Raw genomic sequence first — 12500 nt, 5'->3', positions numbered from 1 at the left:
ATGGCCGGACAGCGACCTGGCCCACCCCTGCCGTCCTGCGTACGATGCGACCGCCCCCGCTCTTCACATCTCCTTCATGGAATGGCCACAGGTCGGGGGTGTGCATGCCGTTGTTTTGACATGTGCATGTTCAATCACCTTCGTGATCCACCCCCCACGAACGGAATGGGAGAACCATGGCCGGTGGCCTGCTCCTGAGCGGCGCGATCGCCGCGCTGCTCACCAGCGCACTTCCCGCGCAATCCCCGTCCTCCGGGTTCGACGACCCGCCCCCGGACAAGATCGTCATCAAGGTCGCCACGGTGAACGGCTCCGGCTGCCCGCAGGGCACGGCGGCGGTCGCCGTCTCCGAGGACAACACGGCGTTCACGGTGACCTACAGCGACTACCTCGCCCAGGCGGGCGGGAACTCCGACCCGACCGCGTTCCGCCGGAACTGCCAGCTCAGCCTGGTCGTCCACGTCCCCGGCGGCTTCACCTACGCCATCGCGAGCGCGGACTACCGGGGCTTCGCCGCCCTCCAGCCCGGGGCGAGCGCGAGCCAGCGGGCCTCGTACTACTTCCAGGGCTCGCCCAGCACGGTGTACAAGAACCACCCCTTCAGCGGCCCCCTCAACGACAACTGGCAGGCCACCGACGAGACCGACTGGGCCCAACTGGTCTACGCGCCCTGCGGAGTCCAGCGCAACTTCAACATCAACACCGAACTCCGCGTCAACGCGGGCACCCAGTCGGCCGACAAGGTCAGCTTCATGACGATGGACTCCACGGACGGGGACATCAGCACGGTGTACCACCTGGCGTGGAAGGAGTGCCCGAAGAAGTCGTGACGGGGTGAGGGACGGCCCGCCGACCGGCGGGCCGCCCCTCACAAGGTGTTCCGGAACAAGGTGTTCCGGACACCCCTAGCCTCGGCGTCCCGTACGGCCCCCGGCCCCGGCCAGTCCCGTCCCGGCCAGTACGTAGAAGGCGAGGAAGGGCAGCGGCATGGACCGGCCCGGGCCGTCGATCTCGTCGACCACGGACAGCGAGAGCAACGCCCAGAGCAGTCCGCCGCTGACCATCAGCGTGGTGTTGCCGCGCTCCCGCATGGCGCGCATCCCGGCTCCCAGCAGGAGGGGCATGAGAGCCCAGGTGCCGGCCGTGGTCACCAACCACTCGAAGGCGCCGGCGAAGATCGTCGCCTCGCCCGCCGCCGCTTTGCCGCGGGCCCAGGCGTAGCCGGCGGTCATCAGCGTGTGACAGACGGCGGTGGCGGCGGTGGCGGTGACGGCGCCCTTGACGAATCGTGCGTACCGCATGGCGGCGGCCCTCCCCCTTTGCGAGCCGGTGGGCCCAGGTTGGGCCGCCGGGGCCCACCGGTGTGTACGGACGGGACTCTCTGACGCGCGTGCGCCGAGGGCCGGAGCGGGAGCCGGTCCCCGGCGTCGTTCAGGAGATCGCCTTGATGCCCTGCCAGCCACCTCCGCCGACCACGACGGGCGGTCCGTGCAGGCCGCTCTTGCGTCCTGGCACGAACTCCAGGCCTGCCGTGGTGTTCGCCGTCGTGGTCCACAGGTCCGGAACACCGTCGCCGTCGGAGTCGCCCGACGCGGTGAGCAGCGGGCGGGAGGTCGGGGTCCACCCGGTGGCGTACGCCGTCCGGTTGGCGGCCGAGCCCAGCGAGGCCGGGTCGGTTCCGCCGTCCGGAACCCCGTCGGCGTCCGCGTCCCCGGTGCTGCGGCCGTGATAGAGCCAAACCTCTCCTGTGCCGCGGTTACGGGCGATCAGGTCGGTGAAGCCGTCACCGTCGACATCACCGGGGGAGGCGAGGTGCATTTTGCTCCAGCCGGACGCGCCGATCAGATAGCCCGAGCTGAGCGTCTGGCCGAAGTACCCGGGCAGGAACCAGAGCTGGTCCCCGATGACCGCGACGAAGTCGGGGTAGCTCGCCTCGGAGTCGTTCGTGATGTTTCCGACCGAGACGATCTGGTCGATGTCCGCGGTGCTGGTGAGCCCACCCGGCTCCTCGGAGGCGCCGAGGATCGTGACCTCCTGGCGGGTGTCGTCGGTGAACTCGCCCTGACCGTTGTTCGGGTAGAACCACAGTCTGCCTTCGCGGCGGGCCACCAGATCCTCGTAGAGGTCCTCGTCCCAGTCGCCCCGATGGGTCAGCTGTGCGCCGCTCCAGCCACCTCCGGAGGAGAGGGGCACCATCGTCGCCACCGCACCGCCGCCCGTGCCGCCGTAGAGGCGCAGATTGTCCGTACCGTCGACGGCGAGCATGTCGGGCCGACCGTCACCGTTCACATCGCCCGGCTTGTCGGTGACTCCGGGACTCTTGACGTAGAAGCGGTAGGGGTAGACCGGTCCAGGGTTGCCACCCACGTCGTAAGCCCGCACGTAAAGCGTGTGCGGCCCGGGGGTGAGTGGCGTCACCTTCTGCTCTACGGAGCCCCCCTTGACGGGCTTCTCGTCCGTCGGCTCGCTCGGCGGGGTTCGGTCCAGGCCCCAGGTATACCTCACCGTGTCGGCCACGCCGTTGGCGCTGAACTCGAACACGGCTTCCGTGCGCGCCAGAGCGCCCTCCACCGGCTCGTCGCCGGGCGGGGTCTCGGGGTACAGGCCGTCCGCTGAGGTCACCTTCGGCATCACCGTCGGCGCCTGCGGGTCGAAACCGAAGCGACACCCGGCCGCGCCCTGCGTCGGGGTCCAGTCCGAGGCCAGCGAAGCGTCGGTGGTGTCCTCGGCCTGTGCCTTCCAGGAGAACTGCCCGTTGCTCGCGCCCTTGTACTTGTCGAGCAGGGCCTTGGGAACGACGACCCGCGCCTGAGCACCCTTGGAGTTACCGGCCTTGACCGTGACCTTCACCCGTTCGTCGAAGACGATGCCGGGCGAGGCGGCGTGCTTGCCGGTCGGCCACAGGTGGAACTGGACGTTGACGCCGCCGCCGTCCGGATCCCACACCTGCGCGGTCTGTCTCACGTCCGTGTTGCCCACGGTCACGTACGACGACCCGTTGCCGCACTGAGTGGTGCCGACCTTGGTGCTTGGGATCGTATCGAGGGCCCACGGTGCCTTCGGCGGCCGGTTGAATTCGACGATCAGCTTGGCGTCCGGCTTGAACTTCTTCCAGCTGTACTCGTCCTTACCCTCCTCCGCGGCACGCGGGGCACGCAGCCCGAACGTGATGTTCGCCCACTTGCCGACAGCCGCCTTGACCGCCGCGTCCTTGGCGGTGAAGTCGACCGGCTTGTTCGGACAACCGTGGTCCTCGTTGCCATGCGCGTAGTTACGGCGGTCCTGCAGCGTGGACCAGGAAGGCTGCTCCTTCCACGTGGTCTTCGAGCTGATGGGACCGGTCAGATACAGCTCGACCGGCTTGGGCGTGCAGGACCACGAGTGGGTCTCGGTGATCTGGAACTGGGCGTCGACGACCTTCACACCCGCCAGGAACTTGGAACCCACCCGGAAGAAGGAGCGTGCCGTGCCGTTGGTGGAGTGCTCGTAGCCGACGCGCGCCTCGTCCGTGGTCTTCCCGTTCCAGCCGGTCCCGTTCCAGTAGCTGTCGGTGGGGTGCGGCTTGTAGGCGATCGTCCACGCCTCTCGGGTACCGGTCATGCGCGGGTCGATGTAGACGGGGTACGTCGTGTCCGGAGCGTCGAGCAGTTGCTGGTCCGGTCGCAGGACGACCTGCGTGTCCGTCACCTCGACGCCGACCTCACTGCTCTTCGTGCCCGGTGTCAGCGGTGAGGGGGAACTCGGCTCGCTCCTAGCGGCGTTCACACCCGCCGTGCGCACGGCGCCCGCACCCGCACCCGTACTCGTGCCCGCAGCCGACTCCGGCTCCCTGCCGGAGGAATCCCACATGCGGGCCGTCGACGAGGCGAACACCGTCTGTCCGGCGGCGTTGACGGCGCTGAGCGTGCGGGAATCGGCGTCCTTGCGCAGCTCCAGGCCCTCGGTGCGCAGCCCAAAGCCGATCTCCTTCAGTTCCGGCCGGTCGGCCGCCTCAGGCGTTTTGACGATCAGTGCCTGGCTGAAACCGTCCACACTCGCCCGTACCGCCAGGTCGACTCCGGGGAAGACCTCGCTATAGGTGGCCGTCGACTCCTCGACAGTGGGCTCGGGCAGGTCACCGGGCCAGGTCAGCGAGAGGGAGCCACCCCGGTCGGACAGGGTGACGAGCCGGTTGTCGCCTCCGGCGGAGAAAGTGACCCGACCCGGTGTCGCCTTGGGTGAGATGCGGCCGCCCGCCTCAGTGAGCGTCGTGTTCACCGGTGTCCAGGCGTCCTCGCGCTTCACGCGCACGGGGAGCGTGTGTTGGGTGTGCCGCAGATTGCCGTTGGGCAGTGCGTGGGTTTCGCTGGTCTCGGTGCGGGCCGATATCACCTCCACGGCCTCGCCGGTGCGGGCGGCCCGCTGGAGCGCTTGTCCCTCGGCGTTCGCGGCCGCGGGGGCGGAAGCCGGTTCGGCCGAGGCGGTCGTCAGCGGTGTCAGCCCGAGTGCGCTTCCGACGAGCACCACCGTGAGAGCACACCGCGCGGAGCGCCCGGTCGAACGGCGTCTTCGTAATCTGTCTGGCATGGCCGAATTCCCCCGATTCGTCGCCGTGCCACCCCCTTCACGAGGGCAGCTGTGAGCCCGCTCACGCGGGCAAGAGTCGCCCGAACAGTACCCGCGCCTAGTGTGAAGTCTTTGCCGTTTTCTGAGCGAAGTGGGGATGGTCGCATTGCGTTCCCTTTACTTGTCAGCGTGATCGAGAGCGCTTACCGTCTGACCGTTGATCAGTCGATCACGCAGAGTAAGGGGGGAAGTCCTTCAATGGACGAATTGATAAGACAGTTACGCTACTTCGGATACTGGCACAGATCCGTGTCCGTGTTCGTAGGGCTCGTGATGTTCGTCGGGCTCATACCCGACGACGCCAGCGCCGCCTCAGGCCGTACCCGGATCTCCGAGGTGAAGCGCGACCCGTCCGTACCCGGGCGGGAGTTCAGCAAGAAGCGCACCAAGACACACAACGACGCCGCCGCCGCCGACTGGCGGCCCGAGGCCGGCAGGGTTCCGGCCCGCACCTTCACCACCCTCGTCACCGACACCAGAGACCGCCTCCCGAAGCAGGCGCCGCTCGCGACCGACGACTCCGGACTGCGGAAGCCGACCGCCGTACAGACCGGCGTGGTGAAGGCCCGTCAGGTCCCCGAGACCCAACTGCGCCACGGTGTCCGCATCAGTGGCCGCGCCCCCGAGCGGGAGACCGCCGACGCCGGCACCGCCGTCCAGATGCAAGTCAAGGACGCGGCCGCTGCCCGCAAGGCCGGTGTTCAGGGCCTGCTCCTCACCGCAGCCCCCGCGCGCGATGGTCTGGCACCCGCAGCCTCCGGCTCGGTCGAGATCGAGCTGGACTACTCGTCGTTCAAGGACACCTACGGCGGTGACTGGGGCTCCCGGCTCCGTCTTGTGCAGCTCCCTTCCTGTGCGCTGACCACGCCGGAGAAGGACGGCTGCCGTGACCGCACCGAACTGACCGGGGCCAACGACCCGGCGGAGCAGAAGGTGACCGCCACGGTCGACCTCGCCACCGCGAGCGCCGCCCCTACCGTGCTCGCCGCGACCGCCGCCGCCTCCGGGCCCGGCGGCAGCCACGAGGCCACCTCGCTGTCCCCGTCCGGATCCTGGATGGCTGGCTCCTCGTCCGGCGGCTTCTCGTGGACGTACCCGATCGAGGCACCCGAGGTGCCCGGCGGCCCGCAGCCGGAGGTCGAGCTCTCCTACTCCTCGCAGGCCGTCGACGGCCGCACCGCCTCCACCAACGGGCAGTCCTCCTGGATCGCCGAGGGCTGGGACTACGAACCCGGCTTCATCGAGCGCCGCTACCGATCCTGCTCCGACGACAAGGCGCCGATCAAGGACGAGAGCGGCAAGGAGCACAAGCCCAACAACACCGGTGACAGCGGTGACCTCTGCTGGGGATCCGACCACGTCGTGATGTCCCTCGGCGGCAACACCACCGAACTCGTCAAGAAGGACGGCACCGACGAGTGGCGCCCCGCCGACGACGACGGCTCGCGCCTGGAACACAAGAAGGGCGCCGCGAACGGCACCAAGGACGGCGAGTACTGGGTCCTGACCACGACCGACGGCACCCGGTACCACTTCGGTCTGAACAAACTGCCCGGCGCAACCGACGGTGCGGTCACGAACTCAGCCCTCACGGTCCCGGTGTTCGGCAACCATCCGACCGAGCCGTGCCACGCCACCGCCTTCATGGATTCGGACTGCGCCCAGGGCTACCGCTGGAACCTGGACTACGTCGTCGACCCGCTCGGCGACGCCATGACCCTGTGGTGGGCCAAGTGGAAGAACTACTACGGCCAGAACATGAAGGCCGACCAGCAGATCTCCTACGACCGTTCCGCCCAGCTCGACCGCATCGACTACGGCCTGCGGCACGACAAGCTCTTCGGCGTCCAGCCCGCGGGACGCGTCGCCTTCAAGACGGCCGAGCGTTGCGTACCCACCAGCACCTTCGACTGCGCCGAGTCCAAGCGCACCACCGCCAACGCCAAGCACTGGCCGGACGTCCCGTTGGACCAGGCCTGCGCCTCCGGTGCCAAGTGCACCGACAAGTACTCCCCGACGTTCTGGACCACCAAGCGCCTGGAGAAGATCACCACCCAGGTGCTCTCCGGCGGCGCGCTGAACACCGTCGACTCCTGGACGCTGGAACAGTCCTACCCGTCCACCGGTGACGGCACCTCACCGGCCCTCTGGCTGAACTCCATCACCCGTACGGGACACGGGGCGGACGGCACCGCCGCCATGCCCAAGGTCACGTTCGCCGGCACTCAGATGGACAACCGTGTCGACGGCGTGGAGGGCCTGCCGCCCTTCTCCCGCCTGCGCATCCACGCCATCGACACCGAGAGCGGCGGACGCATCGGCGTCACCTACTCGCCGCGCGAGTGCCAGGCACTGGAGCCGAGGAAGATGCCGGCGGCGCCCGAGTCCAACACCATGCGCTGCTTCCCGCAGTACTGGACGCCGAAGGGTGCGCTCAAGCCGGTCAAGGACTGGTTCCACAAGTACGTCGCCACCGAGGTAAGCGAAGAGGACCTCGTCACCGACAGCCCCGCCAAGGTGACGAGCTACGAGTTCGTCGGCAAGCCCGGCTGGGCCCACGACGACAGCGAGTTCACCGAGAACAAGCACCGCACCTGGTCGCAGTACCGCGGCTACGAACGGGTCCGCACCCGTCTCGGCGCAGGCAAGGACGTCAAGCAGCTCACCGAGCACCGTTACTTCCGTGGCTTGCACGGTGACAAGCTGCCTTCCGGTACCCGCACCACGCAGGTCACCGACAGCGAGGGCAAGACGTACGACGACCTGCCCCAGTACCAGGGCCAGTTGCTCGAACAGATCACCTACGAGTCCGATGGCGGCCCCGTCGACTCGGCGACCGTGACCACCCCCTGGGCTGTGAAGACGGCCACCCGGGCCCGGCCCGGCAACACGGCGCTCGAGGCGTGGATGACCCGTCCCGAGACCGTCCGGAGCCGCGAGCGGGTCAAGGGCGACACCTGGCGCACCTCCACCGAGACCACCAAGTACGACAGCTTCGGCCTGCCGTACCAGGTGGAGGAGAAGACCACGGGCGGCAAACTTCGCTGCTCCACGGTCAGTTACGCCCGTAACGCCGAAGCCCACATGATGGAGTCGGAGTCCCGCGAGCGGACTGTGCTCGGCGCCTGCGGGAGCACGGGCGGCGAGGTCGTCGAGGACACCCGCACGCTGTACGACAACCGGGCCTTCGGAGCGGCCCCCACCAAGGGCTTGCCGACCGAGGTGCAGGAGCTCAACGGCTCCGGCGACGGCTACCTCACCATCGACCGGACCGAGTACGACATCCACGGCCGTGAGATCGCCACGTGGGACGCGGACAACCGCAAGACGTCCGTCGAGTTCACCCCCAAGACCGTGGTGCGCCCGCTCAAGCAGGTCTCCACCGACCCGCTGGGCCACACGGAGACCACCGTCTTCGACGACGTCCGCGGTATGCCGCTCACCGAGGAGGACACCAACGGCAAGCGGGCCACCATGGAGTACGACCCGCTGGGCCGGCTCCTGAAGGTGTGGGAGATCGACCGCGATCCCGTCAAGCAGACGCCCACGGCCACATACGACTACACCCTGCGCGGCAGCGCGGGCCCGACGATCGTCACCACCCGCACGCTCAAGGACAACGGCGACTACGCCGTTTCCTACGAGATCCTCGACGGCTTGCTGCGGGAGCGGCAGACGCAGGACGAGGCGGTCGGTGCGGGCCGGATCGTCAACGACTCCTTCTACGACTCAGCGGGCCGCAAATGGAAGGAAAATGACGGCTACTACAACAAGGCCGAACCCGAAGCCAAGCTGCTCCCGGTCGCCGACAACGACGTACCGTCGCAGAACCGCACCCACTTCGACGGCCTGGGCCAGCCAAGTGCCGAGATCACCTACAACCACGGCACCGAGAAGGTCCGCACCACGACCGAACGGGACGGCGACGCCACCACGACCATCCCGCCCAAGGGCGACACGGTCACGACCGTCTTCGAGGACGCGGAGGGCCGCACCGAGCGGCTGCGCGAGTACACGAACACCGAACGCACCAAGTGGCGCGACACGGTCTACGAGTACGACGACCTCGACAACCTGAGGAAGGTCACTGCACCCGGCGGTGCCGCCACTTCCTTCGAGTACGACAAGCGCGGCCGTCAGACCGTGGTCATCGACCCCGACGGTGGTCGCACCAAGATGCGGTACGACGCCACCGACAACGTGGTCGCGACCACCGACCCCTTCGAGCGGACGCTGGTCACCACGTACGACGAAGGCGGGCGGCCGACCGCCCTGCGCGAGGACAGCGAGACCGGTCCCAAGCGCGTCGAGTGGACGTACGACACGCTCGTGAAGGGCCTGCCCACGGCGGCGATCCGCTACGACGGCGGACGCGAGTACCGGGAGGAGGTCACCGAGTATGACAACGCCTACCGCGTGAAGTCGTCGAAGACGGTGATCCCCGAAGCCGAGATCGGCCTGGCCGGCACGTACACCTACCGCTACGACTACACGCCGACCGGCAACCTGTTCTGGGCCGAAGTCCCGGGGATGGGCGGCCTGGTGACCGAGAAGGTCGTCTTCCGCTACAACTCCGATGACCTGCCCATCGCCATCGGCGGCGCGTCCACGTACCTCGCCGACGTCGAGTACTCCGCCTTCGGCGAGATCCTGCGCACGGACGCGGGCCCGGCCGCCAAACGCGTTCACGGTACCTACACCTACGACGAGTTCACCCGTCGCCTCCAGACGGCGACCTTCGACCGCTCCCTCGCTCCCGCCCGTATCAGCGAGACCCGTTACGGCTACGACGAAGCCGGCAACGTCAAGAAGATCACCGACGTGCCCGGTGCCGCGGTGGGCGACGCGGGCGGCACGGACACGCAGTGCTTCGTCTACGACCAGCTGCGGCAGATGACCTCGGTCTGGTCGGCGAAGACGGACGACTGTACGACCGGTCCGTCGAAGAGCACGGTCGGCGGCCCGGAGGCGTACTGGCAGTCGTACACGTACGACGAGGCGGGCAACCGCAAGGAACTCGTCGAGCACGACCCGACCGGGGACACGGCGAAGGACGTCAAGCGCACCTACACCTACGGCAAGCCGGGCGTCGGCGGCCCCAACGCGCTGGCGGAGATCAAATCGGTCGGCCCGCAGGGCGAACGTCTGAACACGTTCTCCTACGACAAGGCAGGCAACACCACCAAACGCCAGCACGGCGGCACCGAACAGTCCCTCGAATGGGACGTCGAGGGCCAGCTGCGCAAGGTGACCGAACCCGTCGAGGGCGGCGGCACGAAGACCACGTCGTACCTGTACGGCGCGGACGGTGAACGCCTCATCCGCACCGGCGCGGACGGCAGCCGCACCCTGTACCTCGGCGAGGCGGAGCTGACGGTCAGCGCCGACAACATGACGGCGAAGGCGGAACGCTTCTACGCACACCCGGACGGCATGACCACGGTCCGGGCGACCGGCGGCATACGCGAGCTCATGATCTCCGACCACCACGGCACGTCCCACACGGTCGTGGACATGGTGGACCCGGCCATGGGTGTCACGCGCCGCAAGTCGATGCCGTTCGGTGAGGCACGGGGGCAGCAGCCCACCGACTGGCCCGGACAGCGGGGCTTCGTCGGCGGCACGGTCGACCCGGACACGGGGCTGACCCGCCTGGGCGCCCGTGACTACGACCCGGTGACGGGCCGGTTCATCTCGGTCGACCCGATGGTCGACTACGGCCAGCCGGCCACGATGAACCCGTACGCCTACAGCAACAACGCACCGGCGACCTTCTCCGACCCCACGGGCGAGTTCTTCCCGATCCTGATCGGCATCGCGGCTCGCATCGCTATCCAGGCCGCGATCCGCGCGGCCGCTCGACGGGCCGCGATCATCGCGGCACGCAAGGCGGCCCAGGCTGCGGCCCGACGCGCGGCGGCACTCGCACGCAAGCGGGCGCTCGAAGCCGCCAAGCGCGCGGCGGCGAAGGCCCGCCGGGAAGCGGCGAGGAAGGCGGCGGCGGCGAAGCGGGCGGCGGCGAAGCGGGCGGCGGCCCGTGCTGCTGCCAAACGCGCGGCTGCCCGTCGCGCGGCGGCGCAGGCGCGTGCCCGCGCGGCACGTGCGGCGGCTCGCAAGGCGGCAGCTCGCCGGGCGGCGGCCCGCAAGGCGGCGGCCCGCCCGAAACCGCGCGCCAAACCTCGTTCACAGCCGAAGGCGCGTCCGAAGCCGTCGCAGGTGAAGCGGGCGGTGAAGAAGGTCGCACGGGAAGTACGGGACGAGGCCAAGGAAACGGCCAAGGACGAGGCTCAGAACATCGGCTGCGAGTCGGCGAACAGCTTCGTCCCCGGCACCCGGGTCCTGATGGCGGATGGCTCGACCAAGCCGATCGAGAAGGTCAAGGTCGGCGACAAGGTCGTCGCCACCGACCCGAAAACGGGCCGTACGTCGATCCAGACGGCGACGGCGACGATCATCGGCAACGGCACCAAGCGGTTGGTGAAGGTGACGCTGTCGATCCACGACGGCGCGTCGTCCAAGTCGGGAACGAAGACCACGACGATCACAGCCACAGAGGGCCACCCCTTCTGGGTCCCGTCCCTGCGGGAGTGGATCGACGCCGGTGAACTGAAGGCCGGGCAGTGGCTGCAGACGTCCTCGGGGACGTGGGTGCAGGTCGGGGCGGTGAAGGCTTGGACTGCGGGCAAGGCCACGGTCCACAACCTCACGGTCACCGAGGCGCGCACCTTTTATGTGCTCGCTAGGACCACTCTTGTCCTCGTCCACAACTGTGGTGATGCCCAGGCCCTGGCTGACCGAGCGTCCGAAATCCATGCTCAGGCCGGAAGCGACATGGCTATGGAGAAGTCCACTGTCGCCGTCGTCAGTGCTCAGACCCCTCGCGGCGTGGTTCACGTGGTTGCTGGCAGCGGTCGTGGCCTGAACAGGGCGCAGAAAGCAATGCTCAATGGTGTGGAGTTGCCTGCTCGCAACATTCCCGGTGCACATGCGGAACAGAATGCGCTTCTGTTCATCAACCAAATGGGATGGTCTCCTATCGCAGGAGGTGCCTCAAGGAGTGTGTGCAGCCATACGTGTGCGCCGCTCATTCGAGCTAGTGGTGGTAGAATCACTGGCCGCGTGTACCAGAACGAATCGGGGACAAAGGTGAGGACGTTCAAATGGTGAGCTCCGAGCCGGTCATCACAGAGTTCATGCAGAATGCGAGTCCAAGTCAGATCCGTACCTTCGTCGCATCGTGCGCGGAGCGGATGGCTCAACTCTTCACCGGCGTTGTCGGTATGGACGCGACGAGATCGCTGGACGTCGAATCTGCGATTGACTGCCTGGACCTGCTCTGGAAACCTCAATCTCAGGCCTCTTGGGGCGAGAAGGTCGAAAAGCTCGGTGCTCTTCCGGAGTTGGTGGGTGAGGAGGAGCCGTCAGGATTGCTGGCGTACGCGTATGATGCAGCGGCCACTTTGTATTACGCCGCAAAGTACCGGGAAACCGGAAGCATCGTGGATGCGGTCAGCTGCTCGAACCATGCTCTCAACTCTGCGGAATTCGTTTCCGAAGAGCTGGCCGACGGAGTGGACCGATATGAAATCGAACTCGGAAATCAACGTGCCGACATCGCCTCCGTGTGCGGGTCTGACGATCCGGGTGATCACGATCTCCTTCAGTTCATGAGAGAGCGGGCGCGGGAGCAGGCGCGCGCAAGACTGGTTGAACTCACCTCAAGGTGAGTCGCGCTGGTCTTGATTCTTATAGCTCGCAGGAGATCTTCCCAGCGCTGACTGAATGACAGCGGATGCCCCACCCGTAACCGGTGGGGCATCTGGGTTTTCAATAGCAGAGGATGCCTTTCAGTAGCGAGCCGTTGCGATTCCGTTGGTGGGAAGGTCGCCCTCAAC

5 protein-coding genes are annotated in these 12500 nt (G+C 67.7%); 3 read left to right on the top strand and 2 right to left on the bottom strand.

What is annotated here, in order from left to right; all coding sequences use genetic code 11:
* The first annotated feature begins 176 nt into the window (after positions 1–176).
* A complete protein-coding gene (locus QNO09_RS11490; protein WP_283970019.1) occupies positions 177–830 on the top strand; it encodes a DUF4360 domain-containing protein in 654 nt (217 codons plus the stop codon).
* Positions 831–905: 75 nt separating this feature from the next.
* Here QNO09_RS11490 and QNO09_RS11485 read toward each other — a convergent pair whose 3' ends face one another.
* Together QNO09_RS11485 and QNO09_RS11480 are read right to left on the bottom strand one after the other, a co-directional pair.
* Positions 906–1301 carry a hypothetical protein gene (locus tag QNO09_RS11485; protein ID WP_283970018.1) on the bottom strand — a complete coding sequence of 132 codons (396 nt, stop codon included), beginning with the start codon at positions 1299–1301 and terminating at the stop codon, positions 906–908.
* 130 nt (positions 1302–1431) lie between these two features.
* On the bottom strand, positions 1432–4506 hold the full coding sequence (locus QNO09_RS11480) for an FG-GAP repeat domain-containing protein (RefSeq protein ID WP_283970017.1): 3075 nt from the start codon (positions 4504–4506) through the stop codon (positions 1432–1434).
* Between the two features lie 348 nt (positions 4507–4854).
* Between QNO09_RS11480 and QNO09_RS11475 the strand changes: the two genes are divergently transcribed.
* Positions 4855–11772, top strand: coding sequence for an RHS repeat-associated core domain-containing protein (locus QNO09_RS11475; RefSeq protein WP_283970016.1), 6918 nt, complete (start codon positions 4855–4857; stop codon positions 11770–11772).
* Positions 11766–12332: a hypothetical protein gene (locus QNO09_RS11470; protein ID WP_283970015.1), complete on the top strand. Its 567-nt coding sequence runs from the start codon at positions 11766–11768 to the stop codon at positions 12330–12332. Before QNO09_RS11475 ends, QNO09_RS11470 begins: the two co-directional genes overlap by 7 nt.
* Positions 12333–12500: the final 168 nt, after the last annotated feature.

Origin of the sequence: Streptomyces sp. 378, from assembly GCF_030124145.1 — a bacterium.
GTDB lineage: Bacteria > Actinomycetota > Actinomycetes > Streptomycetales > Streptomycetaceae > Streptomyces.
This window is presented reverse-complemented; position numbering and strand designations above follow the sequence as displayed.